The sequence below is a fragment of the Microbacterium sp. LjRoot205 genome, from assembly GCF_056175745.1.
In genome coordinates this window covers 15,307-37,976 of record NZ_JBGFFH010000009.1, presented here as the reverse complement: position 1 = coordinate 37,976, position 22,670 = coordinate 15,307, and the positions used below count along the sequence as shown (strand labels likewise).

At 67.9% G+C, this 22,670-nt stretch carries 18 protein-coding genes; 11 read left to right on the top strand and 7 right to left on the bottom strand.

What is annotated here, in order from left to right; all coding sequences use genetic code 11:
- Positions 1-60 precede the first annotated feature (60 nt).
- Positions 61-747 (bottom strand): YcnI family copper-binding membrane protein, encoded by a 687-nt coding sequence (locus AC04ME_RS15785; protein WP_475435936.1) that lies wholly within the window; start codon positions 745-747, stop codon positions 61-63.
- Positions 748-836: 89 nt separating this feature from the next.
- Positions 837-1,409 (bottom strand): hypothetical protein, encoded by a 573-nt coding sequence (locus tag AC04ME_RS15780; protein ID WP_042541834.1) that lies wholly within the window; start codon positions 1,407-1,409, stop codon positions 837-839.
- Positions 1,410-1,491: 82 nt separating this feature from the next.
- Here AC04ME_RS15780 and AC04ME_RS15775 point away from each other — a divergent pair, with 82 nt between their 5' ends.
- The gene (locus tag AC04ME_RS15775) at positions 1,492-2,808 is read left to right on the top strand and encodes a M50 family metallopeptidase (RefSeq protein ID WP_475435934.1); all 1,317 of its coding nucleotides are present in this window, start codon (positions 1,492-1,494) and stop codon (positions 2,806-2,808) included.
- 59 nt (positions 2,809-2,867) lie between these two features.
- On the opposite strand, the gene AC04ME_RS15770 is transcribed toward AC04ME_RS15775, so the two are convergent.
- Entirely contained in the window at positions 2,868-4,751 is a 1,884-nt protein-coding gene (locus AC04ME_RS15770; RefSeq protein WP_309687765.1) for a chorismate-binding protein, read from the bottom strand.
- Positions 4,752-5,002: 251 nt separating this feature from the next.
- Between AC04ME_RS15770 and ispG the strand changes: the two genes are divergently transcribed.
- Together ispG and AC04ME_RS15760 are read left to right on the top strand one after the other, a co-directional pair.
- On the top strand, positions 5,003-6,133 hold the full coding sequence (gene ispG / locus AC04ME_RS15765) for a flavodoxin-dependent (E)-4-hydroxy-3-methylbut-2-enyl-diphosphate synthase (RefSeq protein WP_042541832.1): 1,131 nt from the start codon (positions 5,003-5,005) through the stop codon (positions 6,131-6,133).
- A gap of 31 nt (positions 6,134-6,164) precedes the next feature.
- Positions 6,165-7,031: an alanyl-tRNA editing protein gene (locus AC04ME_RS15760; RefSeq protein ID WP_475435932.1), complete on the top strand. Its 867-nt coding sequence runs from the start codon at positions 6,165-6,167 to the stop codon at positions 7,029-7,031.
- A 6-nt stretch (positions 7,032-7,037) separates the two neighbouring features.
- On the opposite strand, the gene AC04ME_RS15755 is transcribed toward AC04ME_RS15760, so the two are convergent.
- Both AC04ME_RS15755 and AC04ME_RS15750 read right to left on the bottom strand, forming a co-directional pair.
- Positions 7,038-8,261 carry an NUDIX domain-containing protein gene (locus tag AC04ME_RS15755; protein WP_475435930.1) on the bottom strand — a complete coding sequence of 408 codons (1,224 nt, stop codon included), beginning with the start codon at positions 8,259-8,261 and terminating at the stop codon, positions 7,038-7,040.
- A gap of 17 nt (positions 8,262-8,278) precedes the next feature.
- Complete coding sequence (locus AC04ME_RS15750; protein WP_475435928.1) at positions 8,279-9,694, bottom strand: RNB domain-containing ribonuclease; 1,416 nt, start codon at positions 9,692-9,694, stop codon at positions 8,279-8,281.
- Positions 9,695-9,910: 216 nt separating this feature from the next.
- Here AC04ME_RS15750 and AC04ME_RS15745 point away from each other — a divergent pair, with 216 nt between their 5' ends.
- Together AC04ME_RS15745 and AC04ME_RS15740 are read left to right on the top strand one after the other, a co-directional pair.
- Entirely contained in the window at positions 9,911-10,681 is a 771-nt protein-coding gene (locus tag AC04ME_RS15745) for an isocitrate lyase/PEP mutase family protein (protein WP_042541829.1), read from the top strand.
- Between the two features lie 42 nt (positions 10,682-10,723).
- Positions 10,724-12,481, top strand: coding sequence for a proline--tRNA ligase (locus AC04ME_RS15740; protein WP_455904635.1), 1,758 nt, complete (start codon positions 10,724-10,726; stop codon positions 12,479-12,481).
- 73 nt (positions 12,482-12,554) lie between these two features.
- Here AC04ME_RS15740 and AC04ME_RS15735 read toward each other — a convergent pair whose 3' ends face one another.
- On the bottom strand, positions 12,555-13,058 hold the full coding sequence (locus AC04ME_RS15735; RefSeq protein ID WP_042541827.1) for a pyridoxamine 5'-phosphate oxidase family protein: 504 nt from the start codon (positions 13,056-13,058) through the stop codon (positions 12,555-12,557).
- Between the two features lie 117 nt (positions 13,059-13,175).
- Between AC04ME_RS15735 and AC04ME_RS15730 the strand changes: the two genes are divergently transcribed.
- Positions 13,176-14,216 carry an LOG family protein gene (locus AC04ME_RS15730; protein ID WP_079112653.1) on the top strand — a complete coding sequence of 347 codons (1,041 nt, stop codon included), beginning with the start codon at positions 13,176-13,178 and terminating at the stop codon, positions 14,214-14,216.
- Here AC04ME_RS15730 and AC04ME_RS15725 read toward each other — a convergent pair.
- Entirely contained in the window at positions 14,185-15,540 is a 1,356-nt protein-coding gene (locus AC04ME_RS15725; protein ID WP_475435925.1) for a flavin monoamine oxidase family protein, read from the bottom strand. The two genes, AC04ME_RS15730 and AC04ME_RS15725, sit on opposite strands and share 32 nt — an antisense overlap.
- A gap of 130 nt (positions 15,541-15,670) precedes the next feature.
- Here AC04ME_RS15725 and nusA point away from each other — a divergent pair, with 130 nt between their 5' ends.
- The 5 genes from nusA (at position 15,671) to AC04ME_RS15700 (ending at position 22,670) form a co-directional block, all read left to right on the top strand.
- Positions 15,671-16,654, top strand: coding sequence for a transcription termination factor NusA (nusA, locus tag AC04ME_RS15720; RefSeq protein ID WP_079112654.1), 984 nt, complete (start codon positions 15,671-15,673; stop codon positions 16,652-16,654).
- A 59-nt stretch (positions 16,655-16,713) separates the two neighbouring features.
- Positions 16,714-16,968 carry a YlxR family protein gene (locus AC04ME_RS15715; RefSeq protein ID WP_475435923.1) on the top strand — a complete coding sequence of 85 codons (255 nt, stop codon included), beginning with the start codon at positions 16,714-16,716 and terminating at the stop codon, positions 16,966-16,968.
- 95 nt (positions 16,969-17,063) lie between these two features.
- Complete coding sequence (infB, locus tag AC04ME_RS15710; RefSeq protein WP_042541823.1) at positions 17,064-19,904, top strand: translation initiation factor IF-2; 2,841 nt, start codon at positions 17,064-17,066, stop codon at positions 19,902-19,904.
- Positions 19,905-19,975: 71 nt separating this feature from the next.
- Positions 19,976-20,410 carry a 30S ribosome-binding factor RbfA gene (rbfA, locus tag AC04ME_RS15705; RefSeq protein WP_042541822.1) on the top strand — a complete coding sequence of 145 codons (435 nt, stop codon included), beginning with the start codon at positions 19,976-19,978 and terminating at the stop codon, positions 20,408-20,410.
- A gap of 304 nt (positions 20,411-20,714) precedes the next feature.
- A complete protein-coding gene (locus AC04ME_RS15700; protein ID WP_082041166.1) occupies positions 20,715-22,670 on the top strand; it encodes a helix-turn-helix domain-containing protein in 1,956 nt (651 codons plus the stop codon).

Below are 22,670 nucleotides of genomic sequence, written 5' to 3'. Positions count from 1 at the left end.
AGAACACGGGGTGCGGCACGTCTCCTCGGCCCCATCGAGCCGAGGAGACGCGCCGGGGCGTCACGCCTTGCGGCGGTACGCCAGTACGGAGACGACGAGTGCGGCGATGCCGGCGACGAGGCCGCCCGCGCCCAGTGCCGTGCCGAGCGCGTTCGCGGAGACCGCATCGTCGTCGGCATCCGAGTTCGCGGTGTCCGCGTCTTCGGCCCCGTCCGCGGAGGCGTGCTCCCCGTGTCCGTCAGCGGACGCGGCGACGACCTCGACGACCGGAGCCGGGGCGTCGAGGCTGTGCGGGTCTTCGCCGTCCTCTGCGAGCTGCGTCCATTCGGTGCTGCCCTCGACGCATGTCTGGACGACCGGGAATGCGAGCGAGTCCGGCGTGTCCTCGTCGAGCCCGACAGCCATGCTCACTGCGCCGCGCAGTTCATTGGGTACCGGCGCGATGGCGGTGTAGGTCACGGCGCTGACGAGGCCGTCATCGCCTTTCTCGATGTCGATCGTCCAGTCGCTGTCCATGGTGGGCGCGACCGATGCGAGGCCCTCGGGCATCGTCACCTTCAGCGAGGTGGTCGGCGAGTTCTCGCAGCCGTGGGCGAACGAGAAGGTGAGCACGCCGTGGTCTCCTGCAGTCAGCTCATCCGGGCTGACACTGACGTGGGCGCTGGCCATCGTGGGGAGGGCGAGAGCGAGGATCGTGCCGCCGACGAGTCCTGCGGTGATGTTGCGACGGGTGGTGGTGGAACGCATGGTGGTACTCCTGTGTGCTGATCTGCGGGCGCGTCGGTGTGCGCGGCATCCGCGGGAAGGTGGAAACGCCTCGGGGAGGCGATACGTGATCAGACGTGCGCAGGAGGACCGCGGCGCGAGACCGATACCGAGAAGTCGTTCTCGGTCGGCACTCGGATCGCGAACACCGGGAAGGCGGGACGTTCATGGGCCGGTCGGAACAGGGTGACCGTGCGGCGGAGGCGTGCCTGCACCCAGCCGGCGATCGCTCGCACCGACGACTCGCCGTGACAGACCAGAGCGGTGGTGACGATCGCTGCGATGGCGTGACCGACGATCATGAGCGCATCAGGAGCGGTCGTCGCGACCACCGGGCCCAGGGCGGCGAGGTCGAGATGGTGTTCGTGGCCACCGAGCGCCGTCGTGCCGGTCGGTGTGCCGAGCAGCTGGAACACGAGGTGGAAGAGCCCCTGACTGACCAGCACCGTCAGAGCGACGCGCGATCTGGAGACCCGGGCGCCGATGAGCAGTGCCGCGAGAGGCACGAGGAGCGCTGCGACGGCGATGACCAGGAGCGGATGCGGAGCGGCTCCGCCCGCGGTGGTGTGCGACGCCGCGGCCACGAGGGTTGCGGCACCGGACGCCGCTGCTGCGCGCAGAAGTCGCAGCTGGCGGGAGGTCACCACACAAGCCTAACCGCGCCGCGTCATCGCCCTGCGCAGCACATGGGGCTTATTCCTAGGCGACGAGCACTAGCTTGGGGGAGTGGAAGCACTGCTCTATCTGGGTGGCATCGTGTTCATGCTGATCGGCCTCGGCCTGTCGATCGGTCTGCACGAGGTCGGCCACCTCCTGCCGGCGAAGCTCTTCGGCGTGCGTGTGGGCCAGTACATGATCGGCTTCGGCCCGAGACTGTGGTCCAAGCGCATCGGCGAGACGGAGTACGGCTTCAAGCTGCTGCCGCTCGGCGGATTCATCTCGATGTCGGGAATGTACCCGGCCTCCACCGCATCGGGCCCGGCGAAGGGCGTGTTCCGTGCTCTCGTGCAGGACGCACGGTCGGCGAACGACGAGACGATCGCCGAAGGTGCTGAGGACCGCGTCTTCTACCGTCTCCCCGTGTGGAAGCGCGTCGTCGTGATGCTCGGCGGCCCGTTGATGAACCTGATCCTCGCGATCGTGATCTTCACGGTTCTGGTGTCCGGCATCGGAGTGCAGCAGGGGACCACGACCATCGCGTCGGTGAACCAGTGCGTCCTGCCCGCCGGATCGACGGCGACCGAGTGCGAGGCCGACGACCCGGCGACGCCGGCTGCCGAGGCCGGCATCAGGCCCGGCGACGTGCTGGTGTCCGTCGACGGTCAGCCCGTGTCGACCTTCGCGCAGGCGACCGCGATCGTGCAGGTCGCTCCAGGAGAGACCCTGGACCTGGTGGTTCTTCGAGACGGTGCGGAGGAGACCCTGAGCATCACGCCGATCGAGGCTGAGCGCACCATCACCGATGCGAGCGGGCAGCCGGTCATCGGCGAGGACGGGCAGCCCGTCGTCCGGGAGGTCGGCTACGTCGGCATGGCGGCGCAGATGGGCTTCGTCCAACAGCCGCTGTCGGCAGGACCCCAGATGGCGGCCGATACCGTCGTGCGCGTGGGGTCGATGATCGTCACCCTCCCGGTGCGGATCTGGGAGACCGGCGTCTCACTGGTCACCGGGTCTGAGCGCGATCCGAACGGGCCGCTGAGCGTCGTGGGGGTCGGACGCATCGCGGGTGAGGTCGCGGCGATCGATGCGCCGATCCTCAACCGCTTCTCCGTGCTCCTCGGGCTTCTCGGATCCCTCAATGTCGCACTGTTCGTGTTCAACCTGATCCCGCTGCTGCCGCTCGACGGAGGGCACGTGGTCGTCGCGCTGTGGGACGGCATCCGCCGCGCCTGGGCGAAGCTGTTCCGGCGACCGCCGCCCCCGCCCGTCGACGCCACCAGGCTCGTGCCGCTGACCGTGGTCGTGGCGACACTGCTCATCGTGATGGGGGCCGTGCTGCTCCTCGCCGATGTCTTCAACCCGGTGAACATCTTCGGCGGCTGAGCCGCCTTCGCGGGGTCGGCTGGCTGGGCGGGCGGGTCGCGACGGCATCCGCCTTCGGATCAGGCGAGCGCGTGCGAGACCAGACGCTCGAGAGTGCGGATGCCGTCGCGCGACAGGATCGACTCCAGGTGGCCCTGCACCGATGCGAAGCGCTCGCCGCGAAGCGCGTAGACGTCGCCTGATTCGGGGTCGGCCGACACCTCGACCGTTCCCGTCGACGTCGTGCCGGGGGTCACCCTGGCCGTGAAGGTGTTGTAGAAGCCGATCGAGGCGTCTTCGCCGAACACGGGGACCGACTTCTGCAGCCCCTGATGCGGCGCGGCGAGGGGCGTCAGGGCGATCCCGAGGCGATCGCTGAGGATCTGGTGGCTCAGGCACACGGCGAGCAGTGGCGACCCGGCGTCCACACGTCGCGACACGACCTCACGCAACCTGGTGATCCGAGAGCTCTCGACGTCACGGGGGTCGCCGGGCCCCGGGCCGGCGACCACGAGGTCGGCTGCGTCGAGCTCGGCGTCGTCGACGTCGCTCCAGGCGCGGATCGTGACATCGAGTCCGAGGTGGCGCAGCTGGTGAGCGAGCATCGTGGTGAAGCGGTCCTCCGCATCGACGACGATCGCCGAGCGCCCGGCGAAGGGTCCGGTCAGATCGTCACCCTGCGGATTCAACCAGAAGTCGGCCAGGCGCGCATTGCGCGAGGAGAGGAGCTCAGCGACCACGGGGTCGTCGGCGAGGGGCAGCCGTTCGCCCGGCGCGTCGGCATCGTCGCGCGCCTCGGCGACGCTGTCGCGATCGATCGCCCCGATGGCACCGAGCACGCCGGCGGCCTTGCCGTGGGTCTCCGACACCTCGCCGTGCGGGTCCGAGTGGCGCACGAGCGTCGCGCCCACGGGCACGCTGAGCGAGCCGTTCTGGAGATACACGGTGCGGATCAGGATCGGTGCGTCGAGGTCGTGCCCTCCGGCGTCGTTCGGAGTGAACAGGGCGGCGACGCCCGAGTAGTAGCCGCGCGGCTTCTTCTCATGGCGCCGGATCACCGCGCATGCGTTCTGCATCGGCGAGCCGGTCACGGTCGGCGCGAACATCGTCTCGCGCAGGATGTCGCGGGGGTCGAGCGCACTGCGCCCGCGGAGCATGTACTCGGTGTGGGTGAGGCGCGACATCTCCTTCAGATGCGGGCCGGTGATGCGTCCGCCGTCGGAGCATACGGCGCTCATCATCTTGAGCTCCTCGTCCACCACCATGAAGAGCTCTTCGGTCTCCTTCGTCGAGGAGAGGAAGTCGACGAGCGTCTCTCTCGTGGCTCCCCCCGCAGGGTGGCGGAACGTGCCCGAGATGGGATTCATCGTGACGACGCCGCCGCGCGCGACGACGTGCGCCTCAGGACTCGCGCCGACCGCGATGTGCCCGGGTGTCACCACCGCGAAGGTCCAATAAGCGCCTCGTTCGTGCGCGAGAAGAGCCCGGAACCAGGTGAGAGCGGCGGTTCGGTCGTCGACCTCGATCTCGGCGGTGAAGTCGCGACGGATCACGAAGTTCGCGCCTTCACCGCGTCCGATCTCGTCGGCGATCACGGTCTCGACGATCCCTGCGTACTCGTCGTCGGCGATGTCGAAGCCGCCGTCGCTCAGCGGCACGGCATCCGTCGGAAGCTCGGCGAGCAGCGCAGACGTGGGCAGGTGGAGGTGCTCATCGACCACGATGCAGCGCAGGGGTGCGCCGTCATCCTGGGCGACGAAGCCGCGCTCGCGCACCTGACGGTAGGGCACCATGGTGAAGATCTCGCGGGGGATGCCGTCTATCGACAGCGGGATGTCAGCCAGCAGTTCGACATCGACGACCTCGCCGGTGAGCAGCTCGACGGTGTCGGCGCCGTCTCGGGCGATCAGCACGAACGACGCCGCGGGATCTGCGGTGAGCTCGGAAAGACGTGAGAGGGTCATCGGTGTCTCCTGTGCATGGCTCCGGCTCGGCTCAACGAAAAGACCGCCCCGGAGGCGGTCTGGATTCGTGGGAACGCGAACACACCGCCTAAGAGGCGGGCCACCAGGTGAAGTTCGCGAGCATGGGCTGAAAACTATCACACCGCGCACCGCCGCCCCGGTCGTGTGACGCGCGTCCGAGCCGTGCGGCATCCAGCCTGCGTGCATGCAGGCGGCGTAGGCTGGGGGTTGTGCCAGCAGTGAATCTTGGGATGCCGAAGATCCCCGAAGTCCTCGCCCCGCGCCGCAAGTCTCGCCAGATCAAGGTGGGCAAGGTGCTCGTCGGCGGTGACGCCCCCGTGACCGTCCAGTCCATGACGACGACGAAGACGACGGACATCAACGCGACTCTCCAGCAGATCGCGGAGCTGACCGCATCCGGATGCGAGATCGTCCGCGTCGCCGTCCCGCATCAGGACGACGCCGACGCGCTGAAGATCATCGCGATGAAGAGCCAGATTCCCGTCATCGCCGACATCCACTTCCAGCCGCGGTACATCTACACCGCCATCGACGCGGGCTGCGGCGCAGTTCGGGTGAACCCGGGCAACATCCGTGAGTTCGACGGCAACGTCGGCAAGATCGCCGAGGCCGCCAAGGCTGCGGGTGTCTCGCTGCGCATCGGTGTCAATGCGGGCTCGCTCGACCGCCGCATTCTGACCAAGTACGGCAAGGCGACCGCTGAGGCGCTCGTCGAGAGCGCCGTCTGGGAGGCTTCGCTGTTCGAGGAGCACGACTTCCACGACTTCAAGATCTCGGTCAAGCACAACGACCCGATCGTCATGGTGAAGGCCTACCGTCAGCTCGCCGAGCGGGGCGACTGGCCGCTGCACCTCGGTGTGACCGAGGCGGGCCCCGCGTTCCAGGGCACGATCAAGAGCGCCACGGCATTCGGCATCCTGCTCGGTGAGGGCATCGGAGACACCATCCGTGTGTCTCTGTCAGCGCCGCCGGCTGAAGAGGTGAAGGTCGGTCACCAGATCCTGCAGTCCCTGAACCTCCGTGAGCGCAAGCTCGAGATCGTCTCGTGCCCCTCGTGCGGACGCGCCCAGGTCGACGTGTACACGCTCGCCGAGAACGTCACCGAGGGACTCAAGGACATGACCGTCCCACTGCGAGTGGCCGTCATGGGCTGCGTCGTGAACGGCCCGGGTGAGGCGCGTGAGGCTGACCTCGGTGTCGCATCCGGCAACGGCAAGGGCCAGATCTTCGTCAAGGGCGAGGTCATCAAGACCGTGCCGGAGGCCGACATCGTCGCGACTCTCATCGAAGAGGCCAACCGCATCGCCGCTGAGATGGGGCCTGAGGCGCCGCTCGGCACCGCGCAGGTCGTCACGGCCTGACCGACCCCGTCGATCCGACATGAGGAGTTCCATGCCGTCGTCCACGATCGTGTCCTTCGCCGGAGGCGACCTCAGAGGGTCGAGCACTGTCTCGCGGGTCGAGACATCATCGCGGGGAACGATCGTCGTGGTCGACGCGACCCCGTTCCACCCGGTCGACCACACCTGGCCGGACCAGCCCGGAGACACAGGCGAGCTCTCTGCCGAAGGGAACGTCGTCCGTGTCGCCGAGGCCGTGATGGCCGCCGTGTCGGACGAGGGCCAGTTCGCGGTCGGAGCCGACATCCCGGTCAAGCGCGGCGTCGAAGGATGGACGTGGCTCGTCGGTCACCCGATCGACGGCGACGCTCCATCCTGGCTGGTCGAGGGGGCACGCGTCGAGTTGTCGGTCGACGCCCCACGACGGGCAGGCCTCTGCCGCGGCCACACCGCGTGCCACCTGGCGTCGTTGGCGTTGGACATCGCGCTCGGCGATCTGTGGCGCAAGGATCCCGGTGCGGATGCTCTGGGCAACCCGAACTTCGAGGCCAGGGCGAACCAGTCGAGCCGCATCCATGAAGACGGCGCGGTCGACGAGTACCGCCTGGGCAAGAGCCTGCGCCGGGCCGGATTCGACACCGAGACCTTCGTGGCGACGCTCGGAGAGCGGGAGGCGGCGATCAACGCGCAGCTGGCCACGTGGGTCTCCACCGGTGCGGCGAGCCGCGTGGCGCCCGAAGGGCCCGCGATCGTGGATCGTCGCAGCTGGCACTGCGAACTCCCGGAGGGCGATGCGGAGATCCTCTGCGGCGGAACGCATGTGGAGTCTCTCTCTGAGTTCGTCTCGATCTCGGTGGCGCTCGACCTGACGGATCCGCAGCTGCTGGTGATGACCACGAAGGCCGTTCCCGCGGTCTGAGTCCGCTCAGCGAACGAAGCCGGACTGCACTCGACCGCCGGCGCGCTCGAGCTCATCCGATACGCGGGCTGCGAAGGTCGTGTAGTCGCTCTCGAGCAGAGGGACGGTCAAGCGGTCCGCTCGCTCGACGCTCAGCTCGCGGAGGCGTCGCGGCAACCATTTGCCCGTCCCTATCCACCGCCCCTCGGTGAGCAGCATGAGCTCTGCGATCCGCTCGAACAGGACGGATGCCTCCACACGCTGCTCGAGAGGGTCTGTCGCGTCCGCCAGATCGTCGAGCACATCGGTGATGACGTAGCGACGGAACGCGGACTCACTCGCGCTGAGCGATGGCCCTGAGTCGAGCACGCTCCGCCACTGCCGGCGGAGCGATGCCAGTCGACCATCGTCTCTGATCGCGGTGCCGTCGACCAGCATGTGCACCGTCACCGGTCGATGCTGCGAGATGCCTCGTGCCGCCCACTCGTCGAACCCCGTCGGCGTGTATGCGAAGACCTCGAAGATCTCGCCCTCGAACTCGTGCGTCGAGGCTTCGCTCGTCTGCCCTTCGACATCGAAGAGCTGATCACCGACCAGCAGCAGGTCGATGTCACTCGTCGCGGTGCGATCGCCCCGTGCCGTGCTTCCGGCCACGATGGCCACGTCGGCGCCGGGAAAGCGGGCGGTGACGAATCGTGCTGCGACGGCGAAGTGGTCCACCCCGACAGCGCGATCTTCAGCCTTCTCGACGATCGGGGTCGGGGTCGGGGTCGGGGTCGCGGCGGGAGCCCGGGCGAGGTCGACCGCATCTCCGAGGATTCGGTCGATGGCTCGATCACGTCGCAACGCTGCGATCTCGTCGAGCGCGAACCACCCTGTCTCGGCCAGTTCTCCGTCGGCGAAGACCAGGGGCGAGCCATCAGGGATCGAGCAGAGGAACGCGGTCGTGACGTAGCTGACGACGTCGTGGTTGGCGTATCGGACGAGGAGCTCCTCGCCGCCGTACGCTCCGACGAGACCATCGATGCCGACACGGATCCCGAGCTCTTCGCGCACCTCGCGCAGCACGGCATCCTTCGGATCCTCACCGGGTTCGACCCCGCCGCCGACCAGGCCCCACTCCGACGAGTCCACCCGCCGACACAGCAGGAAGCGGTCATCTCGCCGGATGACGGCAGTGACCGCGGGGAGCAGCAGGAGATCGTGACCGATGCGTTCGCGGATCCCGCTGACGTAGGGCGATGTGGGCATGGAGCAGAGCCTAGGGGTCAGATCGCGAACTCGATCTCGCCTCGGGCGACGTCGGTGCTGACGAGGCGCAAGGAGACACGTCCGCCGGGCACCGTGCCGGCGGGTACAGGGGCGGACGCGGTCACAGCAGGGTCGGCGAGCTGGACCGTCGCGCGCTCGCCGCGTATCTCGATCACGGTCGCCTCGACCGTCCGGCCCACGAAAGGCGTGAGCAGTGCGGCTTCGACGCAGTTGATCGTCGCCGAGTCGAGTCTGGACGCGCGTTGCCCGGAGCTCTGCATCAGCGCAGGGAGGTCGGGCAGCGACTCGCGAACCCAGCCGGGCACGTCCCGGTCTTCCGACACGGCGAGGCAGATCTCGAGAGACCAGCGATCGACGAGTCGACGCAGGGGAGCGGTCGCGTGGGCGTAGGGCGCCGCAATCGCAGCCTGTTGTGCGTCGCTCGGGGCGGAGCCGTCGAAAGTCACGTAGCCGGCGCCGCGGAACAGGGTCGCGGCTGCCTCGAGAACGGGCAGGGTCATCGGGTCGGCGCGATCCAGGTCACGCAGATAATCGCCGTATCGTCCCGTCGTCCACGGTCGTCCGAGAGCCTCGGTCTGGTGGCGGAACGCGTCGAAGGCCTTCTCGTCGGGCTGCGGCATGGTTCGAAGGATGCCGGTGCCGGCGTCCAGCATCAGCGCCGCCGCCGCCATACCGGTCATGAGGGACAGCTGGGCGTTCCACTCCTCGACCGGAAGAGGATGGCGGCGCTCGATCGCGTAGCTGCCATCGGCCGCTCTGGTCACCTCCTCGTCCGGGAGGTTCAGGCTCGCGCCGCCGCGGATCTTCTCCTGCTCGATCCGCAAGGCGCCGATCTCCGGCAACAGCGCCGCGGGACCGCCTTCGCCGCGGTCGAGTGCGGCCTGGGCGCTGACGTAGTCCAGTTGGGCGCGGGAACGGACCAGCGCCCGCTCCAGGCGGAAGTCCGTGACGGTGCCCGAGGAGTCGAGCGCGAACGTCCAGACCAGGGCAGGGCGATCCACATCGGCCAGGAGCGATGCGCGGTCCTCGCTGAGGATCTTCGGATGCAGGGGAATCGTCCCGTCCGCGGCGTACAGTGTCTGGCCGCGGCGCCGAGCCTCCGTGTCGACCTCTGCGCCGGGCGCAACGAACCCCGGGACGTCGGCGATCGCGTAGCGGACTGCGAAGCCGGAGCCGTCGCGTTCGAGGTGGAACGCCTGGTCGAGGTCGCGTGACCCGAGCGGATCGAGGGTCGCGAAGGGGATGTCGCGCAGATCGAGCTCGGGAGTCGCCGCTTTCGTGGCCTCTGCTTCGGCGACGACAGCGGCGGGGAAGTCCGAGGGCGCGTCGAGGGACTCTCTCAGCGCGGCGAGCGCTGCGGCGAGCTCGGTCTGCGCGGCTGACGGGGCGACGTGCGATCGGCGCTGAGGCATGCCCCCACACTATGACGCCGCGGACGAGACACCCGTCGCCCCCGAGCCGGGTCGCCCGGACCTCCTCAGAAGGCCGGCGGCTGGCTGTCTTGAGCAGCGGTGGAGGCGCACACGGGAGAGGAGGCGGAGGGTCCGTGATGCGCTGCGACCCCTCGGAACCTGTGATTCGCGTGTCCGTCCGACCCAGACCGGAATACTGGGCGTTAGCGTGGGGGTATGACCACTGCTGCGAAGGCCAAGACCTTGATCGGACTCTATGAAGCCCCGGAGATCCTCCGCGTCGTGAATGTGTGGGACGTCGTGTCAGCCCGCGCTGTCGCGAAGCTTCCCGAGACGAAGGCGATCGCGACTGCCGGTCACGGCATCGCCGCCTCGTTTGGTTTCGAGGACGGCACGATCTCCCGAGACATCATGATCGACATGGTGGGTCGCATCGCGGCCTCCGTCTCGGTCCCGGTGACCGCCGACCTCGATGACGGATACGGCGACGCAGGGGAGACCACTCGCCTGGCGATCGGCGCGGGCGTGGTCGGAGCCAACATCGAAGACCGCCTCAAGCCGTTCGACGAATCCGTCGCCGCAGTCGAGGCCATCGTCAAGGCAGCGGAGGCCGAGGGCGTGCCGTTCGCGCTCAACGCGCGCACCGACGCGTTCGTCCGCGCCGGCCACCGCCCTGTCGCGGAAAGCGTCGCGGATGCGATCCAGCGCGGCCGGGCGTTCCTCGACGCCGGAGCCACCGCGGTGTTCGTGCCCGGAATGCTCGACGCCAACATCACCCGCCAGCTCGTCGAGGGTCTCGGTGAAGGCAAGCTCAGCGTGATCGGGCTCCCTGGAACCCTCGCCGCCTCGGAGTACGAGAAGCTGGGCGTCGCCCGCATCTCGTACGGGCCGCTCCCGCAGCGTGTGGCGCTCACCGCTGTTCAGGAGCTCGCCGCCAGCCTGTATGCGGGCGGCGTGATCCCGAACGGCCTCCCTGCGCTCAACTGACGCGACGCGAAACGGGTGACCACCGGTCAGTAGACTTGCCCGGTGGTCACTCGTCTTTCGAACTTCTTCCTCCGCACGCTCCGCGAAGACCCTGCAGAAGCAGAGGTCGCCAGCCACAGGCTGCTGATCCGCGCCGGCTACATCCGCCGCGCGGCACCGGGTGTGTTCACGTGGCTGCCTCTGGGCCTCAAGGTCAAGGCGCGCATCGAGGCCATCGTGCGCGAGGAGATGGCGAATGCCGGCGCGCAGGAGGTCCACTTCCCCGCGCTGCTTCCGCGCGAGCCCTACGAGCTGTCCGGACGCTGGGAATCGTACGGCGACGGGATCTTCCGCCTTCAGGACCGGAAGGGCGCGGACTACCTTCTCGCGCCGACCCACGAAGAGATGTTCACGCTCCTCGTGAAGGACCTCTACTCGTCGTACAAGGATCTGCCCCTCACGATCTATCAGATCCAGGACAAGTACCGCGATGAGGCACGCCCGCGGGCTGGCCTGCTCCGCGGTCGCGAGTTCACGATGAAGGACGCCTACTCGTTCGACGCGTCGGATGCCGGTCTCGAGACCAGCTATCAGGCGCAGCGGGACGCATATGAGCGGATCTTCCAGCGGCTCGGTCTCGAATACGTGATCGTGAATGCCGACAACGGACTCATGGGCGGCGCGCGAAGCGAGGAGTTCCTCCACCCGACACCTGTCGGTGAGGACACCTTCGTGCGCAGCGCGGGGGGATACGCCGCGAATGTCGAGGCTTTCTCGACCGAGGTCCCTGACGCCATCGGTTTCGACGCCGATGCTGCGCCGATCGTCTTCGACTCACCGGACACTCCCACGATCGAGACGCTCGTGGCGCACGCGAACGCGAACCTGGATGGCGACTACACCGCTGCCGACACCCTCAAGAACGTCGTGCTGGCGCTCACGCATGTGGACGGCACGCGCGAGCTCGTCGTCGTCGGGATCCCGGGCGATCGCGAGGTCGATGAGAAGCGCGCGGAGGTCGCTTTCGCTCCGGCCGAGGTCGAGACCGCCACCGCTGACGACTTCGAGAAGAACCCGCTGCTCGTGCGGGGCTACATCGGTCCGTGGTCACCGACCGGCGCGGTGCTCGGAGAGGAGTCCGCGACCGGGATCCGCTACCTGGTCGACCCCCGCGTGAGCGAGGGGACCAGTTGGATCACCGGTGCGAACATCGATCAGAAGCATGCGCATTCGGTCGTCGCCGGTCGGGACTTCTTCGCCGACGGGGTCGTCGAGATCGCGAACGTCAGGGCCGGGGATCCCGCGCCCGACGGCTCCGGACCCGTGGAGCTCGCTCGGGGCATGGAGATCGGTCACGTCTTCCAGCTCGGGAGGTTCTTCGCCGAGACCCTGGGCCTCAAGGTGCTGAACGAGAACGGCAAGCTCGTCACGGTCACGATGGGTTCGTACGGAATCGGCATCACGCGCATCCTCGCGATCATCGCCGAGCTGCACAACGATGAGAAGGGTCTCATCTGGCCGGCATCCGTCGCACCGTTCGATGTGCAGGTCGTCGCAGCCGGTCGCGATCAGGTGGCCTTCGACGTGGCGACCGAGCTCTCGGCGCAACTGGAGTCCGCGGGCCTCGACGTGCTCTACGACGACCGTCCGAAGGTGTCGCCCGGTGTGAAGTTCGGAGACGCGGAGCTCGTCGGCGTGCCGAAGATCGTCATCGTCGGCCGTGGCGCTGCCGACGGCCAGGTCGAGCTGTGGGATCGCAGCACCGGTGACCGCGAAGCGGTGTCGGTCGAAGAGGCCCTGCAGCAGCTGTCCCGGCGCTGAGCGCGGACGGAGAATGCCGCGCACCTCGTCCGAGGTGCGCGGCATTTCCGTCTGTCCGGGGGCGAACCGTCTGTCAGCAGACGATGCGACCGTGGTTCATGATGTCGTCGTCGGGGGTGTCCTTGGTGACGAGAGCCTTGAGCGCCCCGGCCGCCATCGCGATCTTGCCCTTGGCAGGCTCCCAGAACTCGGTCACCGTCGGCGTCACCTTCAGAAGTGCGATGCCGGGGGTGTCGAGGCCGTCTTCGAACCAGATGTCGAGCGAGGGCGAGTAGAGCTCCTCCATCTTCGCGCGGTCGTGCACCACGGACGCGTTCCCGGCCACCGAGACATATCGCATGCCCTTGGCATCGCAATACGAGAGGCCGACCTGATGGTGGGCTCGTGCTTCTTCGACCTTCTCCGTGTCTTCCGCGGTGAAGAACCAGATGTCTCCGGCATCGTCCATCTGCCTGGTCGACATCGGTCTGCTCACCAGGTTGCCGTCGTCGTCCGTCGTCGTCAGCATCGTGAAGTCGATGTCCTCGACGAGCTCGGTCACGCGTGCGAGTGCTTCCGGTCCAGTGATCTCAGTCATGCCGTCACTGTGCCTCGGATGACATCCGTGCGCACGGGTATTGACACCGCGCGATGAGGATGATCACAGCGGCGTTGCGTCGACCCGGCCGACACGCCCTCGTGACAGGCTGAGGGCATGACCGACGAACCGCTGCCGGAATCGCTGAGCGCCGAGATCAACAACGTCCTCGACGAGGCCGGGGTGAAGACCGACCGCAGGCTGGTCATGCGCATGATGCGCACGGCGGTCCTGCTGGGTGAGGACGGCACCGACCGTCTCGACCTCAAGATCGCCTCCGCCGCCCTCGCCGAGATGCGAGACGCCTTCCGGCTGTTCGCTCCGTTCGAGGGCGTGCCCAAGGTCACGGTCTTCGGTTCGGCTCGGACCCGGCACGATGATCCGCTCTACGTGCAGGCCCGTGACGTCGCCGCCGCTCTGGCAGCGGATGGGTGGATGGTCGTCACCGGGGCAGGCCCGGGGATCATGCAGGCTGCGGCGGAGGGTGCGGGCCCGGCGCTCTCACTCGGGGTGTCGATCCGGCTTCCGTTCGAAGAGAAGGCCAACAGCCTGATCGCGGCGAGCGAGCACGTGGTGGCGATGAAGTACTTCTTCACCCGCAAGCTGATGCTCATCAAGGAGTCCAGCGGCTTCATCTGCCTGCCTGGCGGGTTCGGCACGCTCGACGAGATGTTCGAGCTGCTCACGCTGCAGCAGACCGGCAAGGCCGAGCCGACGCCGATCGTCTTGCTCGACGAGCCAGGCGGCACCTTCTGGAACGGTCTCAAGCGGTTCATCGACGAGGATCTGGCGCCCACGGGCGTGATCTCCGAGGGTGACTTCGACCGCGTCGTCATCACCGACTCCGTCGAGTCGGCCGCCTCCGTGATCGCAGGGTTCTGGCGCAACTACGACTCACTGCGGTGGTTCGGAGACACCCTGGTGCTCCGCCTCCGAGCCGAGCCGTCCGATACCGAGGTGGAGCAGCTCAACGAGCAGTTCGCCGGGATGCTGGCGAGCGGACGCATCGAGAGGACTGCTCCGCGGTCGCCCGAGGTCGCCGACGATGACGTGCTGCATCTTCCGCGACTGGCCCTGCACCTCGATCAGCGTCAGGTCGGCAGTCTGTTCCGCCTGATCGGCGCGATCAACTCGCTGGAGTCCGCTCCCGCGCTCTGATCCCAGCGGCGAACCGGGCGAGATCCACGGAGCCGCCGAGGATCCTCTCGGCCGCGCGGTGGCCCGAATAGAAGGCCGCCCCCACTGTCGCCGGCTCGTCTCCCCACGTCGCCTCGCCGGCGAAATGAAGCACTGCGTCGACAGGTCCCGCGAGCTCGTCGTGGTCGTGGTGCGACGACCCGACCGCGAGATGCGAGTACGAGCCGTTCGAGAACGCGTCGTGGCCCCAACGGGTGACCCAGTGAGCGGTGGGTTCGCCGACGGCATCGGGGTAGAGGTCGCGAAGAGCGCGCACGACATCCGCGACGATCTCGTCGTCGGACAGCTCCTGCATCCGGCGGCCGAACGGACCGGCCGCGAAAGTCAGCAGGGTGGGAAGTCCGCTGACGGCTGACACGTCGTACCAGGAGTGCCAGTGCTCGCCGGCCTCTCCGAGTGTCCGCAGCACGTAGCTGTCCTCGTTCCAGAAGCGTTCCGGGAACTGGATGAAGATCTTGTTGAAGACCCCCATGCCCAGTCGCTCGATCGGCCCGGCGACAGCCTCGGGCAGGGGAGGGGTGAAGTCGATCGACCGCGCCTTGAGCACGCCGAGCGGCACGGTGACCAGGGCGCTTCGTGCGGAGAACTCTCCGTTCTCGGTCGACACGGTGACTCCGGCATCCGTGCGCGCGATCCGGGTGACCGCCTGGCTCAGGCGGATGTCGAGTCCGGCGGCGATGCGCCGCGGGAGCTCGTCGTACCCGCGAGGGAAGATGACCTCGTCTCCGTCGATCGCGTCCTCGTCGAGCCCGTGCGCGTCGAGGTCGCCGATCCACGCTCCGCACTGCTCCTCGACGCGATGACGGAAGAACTCCCGGATCTCGTCGATGCGCTCAGGATCGAAGCCGGTGCGGTCGAGCGCGCGCTCGGTGACATCGAGATAGGTGTCGCCGGGGGAGGAACGTTCGATCTCGTCGACCAGCAGGCGATCGGCCTCCTCGACCTCGGCGACCCACTGGGAGGTGCGGGCGGCATCCATCGGCCTGCCGTCGCCGTCGAAGTTCTCGATCGGCCGCCCTCCGGCCTGGAAACTGCCGACGGTGTATTCGAGCGTCGGAATCTCGAGAGCCTGCACGAGATCCCACAGCGCTGAGCCCTCGATGCCGTGCACCCACGACGCGCCGAGATCGACGGGGAAGCCTGCGGTGCGATCGGTGTGCATCCGGCCGCCGATGCGATCCCTCGCCTCGAGGACGATGACGTCCGCTCCGGCATCGGCGAGCATGCGAGCCGCCGTCACCCCGGACATCCCCGCCCCGATCACGATGGTGTCGTACGTCGTCACTGAGTCCTCCTGCATGCTGGGCACCGCATCGGTGCGGCCGCCTCGTGGCGACCGGCGGTGGGCACAGGGTATCGTGGTACGGATGTCGCGCGTGCACACCCGCGCGACGAGAGCTGAATAGGGAGTCGTCATGGATATCGAACTGAGTCTGCTGCGTGGGATCGAGAAGGAGAAGGCGATCCCCTTCGACGAGCTGGTCTCGATCATCGAGCAGGCCATCCTGACCGCCTACTCCAAGCATGTCTCCGCGGAGGGCGCCACCCCCGAGGGCGTCCGCGTCGAGCTCGATCGTCGGACCGGGCACGTCGCCGTGCTGCAGGTCGTCAAGGACGAAGAGGGCGCGATCATCGGGGAAGAGGATGCCACGCCGGATGACTTCGGCCGGATCGCCGCCTTCGCCGCGAAGCAGGTCATCAGCCAGCGTCTGCGCGACATCGCGGACGACGTGGTGCTCGGCGACTTCAAGGACAAGGAAGGCGACATCGTCGCCGGCGTAATCCAGCAGGGGCCGAACCCTCGCATGATCCACGTCGACCTCGGAGCTGTCGAGGCGATCCTTCCTCCCGAGGAGCAGGTGCCGGGCGAGGAGTACACCCACGGCTCGCGTTTGCGCGTGTATGTGACGAGCGTCGCGAAGGGCCTCAAGGGGCCGCAGATCACCGTCTCGCGCACGCACCCCGGTCTCGTTCGCAAGCTGTTCGCACTTGAGGTGCCCGAGATCGCCGCAGGTCTCGTCGAGATCGTCTCGCTGGCCCGCGAGGCCGGACACCGCACCAAGATCGCCGTCCGCGCCAACGACCCGGCGATCAACGCCAAGGGTGCTTGCATCGGTGAGATGGGGCGTCGCGTGCGCGCCGTCACCGAGGAGCTCGCAGGCGAGAAGATCGACATCGTCGATCACGATCCGGAGCTCGCCGCCTTCGTCGCGAACGCCCTCTCGCCGGCCAAGGTGACCAGCTCGTTCATCCTCGATGCGAACACCAGGGCCGTGCGTGCACTGGTGCCCGACTATCAGCTCTCCCTCGCCATCGGCAAGGAGGGCCAGAACGCTCGTCTGGCTGCGAAGCTCACCGGCGCGAAGATCGATATCCAGCCCGACAGCGTCCTGGACTGACCGCTCGTCACGTCCGACTCGCGCCCGTCGCGCGAGTCGGACGGGAACACAGGTGTAAGATGGAACCCGTACGAACGTGCGTCGGCTGTCGCACGCGTGCTCCCCGCGCCGCTCTTCTCAGAGTGGTGTCCCAAGACGAAATCCTCATCATCGATGAGCGAAGCGTCCTGCCAGGGCGAGGCGCGTGGGTGCATCCGACACCGGAATGCATGGATGCCGCTCTGCGGCGCCGAGCTTTCGGCCGAGCACTTCGCGCATCCGGCAATCTGGATACGCGGATCATCGAACAATACCCACCAAGAAACAAAGGCTGAACGGCTATGGAAACAAAGTGAACGGCTCGAAATGAGACCCGTCCGCGACTAGTGGTCTGCCCTGTCTGGGTGGACCGACCCCAGACAGGAGAATTGTGGCTGGTAAACCACGCGTACACGAGATCGCCGCCGAACTCGGCGTCGACAGCAAGATCGCACTTGCAAAGCTCAAGGAACTCGGAGAGTTCGTCAAGAGCCCCTCTTCGACCATCGAACCGCCGGTGGCGCGCAAGCTTCGCGCTGCCATCGAGTCGGACGCCTCGCTGAAGGCATCCGCTGACACGGCTCCCGCTGCGGCCAAGCCCGGTGCCGCCAAGCCCGGTGCGGCCAAGACCGGTGCGGCGACGCCCGGTGCTGCAACGTCCGGTGCTGCAACGCCCGGTGCCGCGAAGCCCGGTGCCGCCAAGACGGGTGGACCGACTCCCGGGCCCAAGCCCGGACCCAAGCCGGCCCCCGCGCCGGAAGAGCCCGTTGCCGCTCCGGCTCCTGAGGCTCCCGCCCCGGCCGCAGAGGCTCCGGCCGAGCCTGCTGCTTCGGCCGAGGGTACGTCCGGATCCGCTGCGCCCAAGTCGAACGACGGCGGCGCACCGAAGCCCGGCGCACCGCGTCCGGGCAACAACCCGTTCTCGTCGGCGCAGGGAATGGGCCAGCGTCCGGCAGGTCCTCGTCCCGGTAACAACCCCTTCGCCTCGGCGCAGGGAATGGGCCAGCGGCCGAGCCCGACTCCCGGCAACATCCCGCGTCCGCAGGCTCCGCGCCCCGGTGCCCCGCGTCCCGGTGCGCCTCGTCCCGGTTCTCCCCGTCCCGGCGCTCCGCGCGGCGGTCAGGGTGGTCGTCCCGGTGGTGCACCGTTCCAGCAGCGTCCCGGCGGCCCCGGTCGTCCCGGCGGTGCCGGTGGACCCGGTGCCGGTCCCGGTGCTCGTCCCGGCGGTGGCTTCGCAGGTCGCCCCGGTGGTGGCGGCGGTCGCGGCCGTGGTCCTGGTGGAGGTACCGCAGGTGCCTTCGGCAAGGGCGGCGGCAAGAGCAAGCAGCGCAAGTCGCGGCGGGCGAAGCGGCAGGAGTTCGAGATGCGGAGCGCCCCGGTCGTCGGTGGCGTCAACGTCACCCGCGGCAACGGGGAGATCATCCGCATGCGCCGTGGTGCGTCGATCGCGGACTTCGCCGACAAGATCGAGACGCTGACCGGCTACACGGTTCAGCCCGGAACCCTCGTGACGATCCTCTTCAACCTCGGCGAGATGGCCACGGCCACCGAGTCGCTGGATGAGGCGACGTTCGAGGTGCTCGGCGAGGAGCTCGGATACAAGATCCAGATGGTCTCGCCTGAGGACGAGGACAAGGAGCTCCTCGAGGGCTTCGGTCTCGACCTCGAGGCCGAGCTGGAGGCGGAGAGCGAGGACGACCTCGAGATCCGTCCTCCCGTCGTCACCGTCATGGGTCACGTCGATCACGGTAAGACCCGCCTGCTCGACGCCATCCGCCAGACCAACGTCATCGAGGGTGAAGCCGGCGGCATCACGCAGCACATCGGTGCGTACCAGGTGTGGACGGAGCACGAGGGCATCGAGCGTGCCATCACCTTCATCGACACCCCGGGTCACGAGGCGTTCACCGCCATGCGTGCTCGTGGAGCGCAGGTCACCGACCTCGCGATCCTCGTGGTCGCAGCCGACGACGGCATCATGCCCCAGACGGTCGAGGCGCTGAACCACGCCCAGGCGGCGAACGTGCCGATCGTGGTCGCGGTGAACAAGGTAGACAAGCCCGACGCCAACCCGGCCAAGGTCCGTCAGCAGCTCACCGAGTACGGTCTGGTCGCAGAGGAGTATGGCGGAGACGTCATGTTCGTCGACGTCTCGGCTCGGGCGAACACCGGAATCCAGGAACTCCTGGACGCTGTGCTGCTCACCGCCGACGCGGGTCTCGACCTCACGGCCAACCCGAACAAGGCCGCTCGCGGTGTCGCCATCGAGGCGAAGCTCGACAAGGGCCGCGGATCCATCGCCACGGTGCTGATCCAGTCCGGAACACTTCGGATCGGTGACGCGATCGTCGCAGGAACGGCTTACGGCCGTGTGCGTGCGATGGCAGACGAGAACGGCGAGCAGGTCCTTGAGGCCTACCCGTCGCGTCCGGTGCAGGTGCAGGGTCTGAACTCGGTGCCGCGTGCAGGCGATGTCTTCATCGTCACCGAAGAAGACCGCATGGCCCGTCAGATCGCTGAGAAGCGTGAAGCAGTCGAGCGCAACGCCCAGCTGGCCAAGGCCCGCAAGCGCATCTCGCTCGAGGACTTCACCCGTGCTCTCGAAGAGGGCAAGGTCGAGTCGCTCAACCTCATCATCAAGGGTGACGTCTCCGGTGCCGTCGAGGCACTCGAGGAGTCGCTGCTCAAGATCGAGGTCGACGATTCGGTGCAGCTCCGCATCATCCACCGCGGTGTCGGTGCGATCACGGAGTCCGACGTCAACCTCGCGACGATCGACAACGCGATCATCGTGGGCTTCAACGTCCGCCCCGACACGAAGGCGCGCGAGCGCGCTCAGCGTGAAGGTGTGGACATCCGGTTCTACTCGGTGATCTACAACGCGATCGACGAGGTCGAGAGCTCGCTCAAGGGCATGCTCAAGCCGGAGTACGAAGAGGTCCAGTCGGGTGTCGCCGAGATCCGCGAGGTGTTCCGCTCCTCGAAGTTCGGCAACATCGCCGGTGTCATCGTGCGATCGGGAACGATCACGCGAAACGCCAAGGCTCGCGTCATCCGCGACGGTGTGGTCATCGCAGATGGCCTGGCCATCGAGTCGCTGCGTCGCTTCAAGGACGACGTCACCGAGGTGCGTACGGACTACGAAGCCGGTATCGGCCTCGGCAAGTTCAACGACATCCAGATCGGTGACGAGATCGAGACGACGGAACTGATCGAGAAGCCTCGCGGCTGATCGAGTTCGATATCTTCGGGCGAGGGTGCGTGATGCATCCTCGCCCGAAGAGTACGTAGAGGGAGAGAACAATGGCTGGTGAACGACAGGCCCGTCTGGCTGATCGGATTCGAGTGATCCTTGCGGAGCGCCTCGAGAAGGGGTTGCGAGACCCGCGCCTCGGCTTCGTCACGATCACGGATGTCCGTGTCACGGGTGACCTGCAGCACGCCTCGGTGTTCTACACGGTGCTCGGTACCGAAGAGGAGCGACTCTCCAGCGGGGAGGCTCTGACCTCCGCCACTGGCATGCTGCGCAGCGAGGTCGGTAAGCAGCTCAGCACGCGCCTCGTGCCGACGCTCGAGTTCATCCCCGATGCGCTGCCGGAGAACGCCGATCACATCTCGGCCCTCCTCCGTGAAGCGCAGCAGCGCGACGCCGAAGTGGCGAAGCTCGCATCGTCCGCGTCGCACGCGGGCGACGCAGATCCGTACCTCCGCGACGAAGACGACGACACGAAGTCCTGAATATCGGCGCCCTCTTCGGGGCGTCGGAGTGTCTTGATAACCTCAGCTCAACGGGTGATCGCCCGCGGGGACTGGGGGGTTCGGCATCGTTTTTTCGCGCGCGCACGGGGCGGCCTCGGTCGCACCCGCGGTCGTCGAGGCGATCCTCGACGACCTTCTCGAGCATGATCTGAGCTGCGCGCCGCATGTCGCGGCGCGACTCGCGTTCGAGCTGTCGGAGGATTCGCAGACGATCCTGGCGGTCGCGGCACGACTCGACGCTGCTCAGCGGCACGGTCTCAGGGCGCTCCCGTCGCCGCTGCCGATGGTGCCATCCGTCGAGGCGCTGTTCGCTCAGCTGAAGCTCGACGATCGCGACCGTGAGATCCTCGTCGCCGTGTCTCTGCGGCTCGACGACAGGCTCGACCCGCTGGTGGATTTCGCGGGACGGTCCGCCGCAGAACTCGTCGGCGGACCGCTCGGAGCGCTTCTCGAGATCCACGCGGGCCGAGTCCGGCTCGCCGACCCCCGGTTGGCGATCTGGTTGCGTGCGACGACGGCGTCTTCGTCGGCCGCCGCGGTGCACTCGAGACTGCACCGACTCTTCGACGCGCGCGGCGAGCGGGTCGATGCCGACTGGCACGGCGCTCGAGCGGCGATGCACGGCGAACCGGCGACCGCGGGGGAGCTGACGCGCATCGCCAGGGAGCATTCGGAGGCGGGACTGAGCGAGCGGGCCTTCCACCTCGCGGCAGAAGCAGCCGCGCACTCGAGCGGGATCGAACGGGATGAGGCCACTCTCGTCGCCGGTGTCGCGGCCATCGCCGCGGGCTACGCGGTCGACGCGGCGAGGCGACTGGGGAGTCTGTTTCCCGGCGGTGACGAGCTCTATCGCCTGCAGGGTCTCGGCGGGTTGCTCGTCGCCGAGGCGCATCTCCGTGGGGCCGTGCCTGAGGTCGACACGAGCGTCATCCAGCCGCGCGTCGATGACGCCGACCAGTGGTATTCGTGGGCCCGGGCCTCGGCGTTCGCGGCGATGCTGTGCGCCGAACGGGGCGACCGCCGGGGGATGCGTCCGTGGCTCGAGGCTCTCAGAAAGGCGAGCGCGCGCGTCGGGGCCGATCGAGAACTCCGCGACCCGGTCGTCGCGCTCGCATGGCTGGTGATCGGCGACGGCGACGGAGACGACGTGAGCGGCGCAGGCCCGCTCACCGGAAGCTTGTTCCGCGCCCTGCGAGCGGCAGTCGACGGAGACGTCGACAGGGGCCTCAGCCTGCTCGCCGCGGGCGATTCGCCGGTCGGGGTCGAGGTCGACCCGTTCGTCGCGGGCTTCGAGCTCAGTCCACTGGTCGCGGCGTATCGAGCGGTCGTCGAAGTCCTGCTCCTGATGTGGCGGGGAGACATCGGCGCTGCGCGCGACCGGATGCTGCATGCCGCGCTCGAGCTGCCCGTCGCTGTGCCGTTCGCCGGACTCGGCGTCGTCGTCGCTCGACGGCTCGACCTGGCGGTTCTCGGTCACCTCGGGCCGTTCGCCAAGGCTCTCACTGCCGCACTTCCCGCGCCTCCGCGCATCGATCAGCTCGTGGATCGAGGCATCGAGGCGTTCCTGGCGGGCAACTCGGCCGAGGCTGCGGCATGCATGCGGCTCTGGCGCGACCGCGGCGCTCCGCAGCCGACGCTGTCTGTTCCCGGACTCGAGGAGGCGATCGTCGTCACGCATGGTGCATCGTGGCGTCCGCATCGGATCGAGCCGCCCGAGATCGGTCTCGCCCAGCGACTGCGGGTGCAGATCACCAGCTGTTCGGATGACGAATGGCGTGTCGAGCGTCCGCTCGTCGTCGCAGCGGCACGCACTCTGACCTCGCCGTTCTCGCGCGGGCGAGTCGAGGCGATGATCGGCACCAGATCGCTGATCAAGGGTGACATCGCCATCGGCAGAGAGCACCTGGCGATGGCGCGGAACCTCCTGGAGGTCTCCGGCGCGACCGCCTGGGCGAGGGCGGTCGCCGTGCGTCTGGAGCGGGTGGAGGTCACCGACGGCGCAGCGACCGAAGATCCGCTCTCATCGTGCCGCCGAGTCTGGGCATCGATGCTCACCGCTCGAGAGCTGGAGGTCGCGATGCTGGTGGCCGGTGGTGCTCCAAACCGCGACATCGCCGACTCGCTCCACGTGTCGGTGCGCACGGTCGAGGTTCATCTGGGCAGGGTCTTCGCGAAGCTCGAGGTCAGGACCCGCGTCGAGCTGACGGTGCTGGCCCATCGCATCGGGCAGTTCGTCTGA